Origin of the sequence: Puniceibacterium confluentis (assembly GCF_007923445.1) — a bacterium.
In the GTDB taxonomy this organism is placed as follows: domain Bacteria; phylum Pseudomonadota; class Alphaproteobacteria; order Rhodobacterales; family Rhodobacteraceae; genus Puniceibacterium; species Puniceibacterium confluentis.
This window is the reverse complement of record NZ_VOJI01000096.1, coordinates 1-276: the sequence shown is the minus strand read 5'-3', so window position 1 is coordinate 276 and position 276 is coordinate 1. Positions and strand designations below refer to the sequence as shown.

1 rRNA gene (only partly in view) is annotated in these 276 nt (G+C 63.4%); it reads left to right on the top strand.

The window, feature by feature from the left end:
• Nucleotides 1-96, top strand: a 23S ribosomal RNA gene (locus FOY53_RS24250) (its annotated part extends 414 nt beyond the left edge of the window); the annotation flags it as partial.
• Between the last annotated feature and the right edge of the window lie 180 nt (nucleotides 97-276).

Genomic DNA, 276 nt, shown 5'->3' with positions numbered 1-276 from the left:
GGATTATGACTGAACGCCTCTAAGTCAGAATCCCGCCTAAAAGCAACGATACCGCAGCGCCGCGGGAATCCGATTGGGCCCGGATAGCCGGGGCTCCGGCCCCGGCGAGGAGCGCCTCTCGAGACCGGAACCGGGGGCGGCCGAAAGAGCGCCGTCCCCACTCCCTGACACGCACCGCACGTTTGTGGAACAACCCGGTGCTAAATGACTCGTAGACGACCTGATTCTGGGTCGGGGTTTCGTGCGTGGCAGAGCAGCTCCATCGCTGCGATCCAT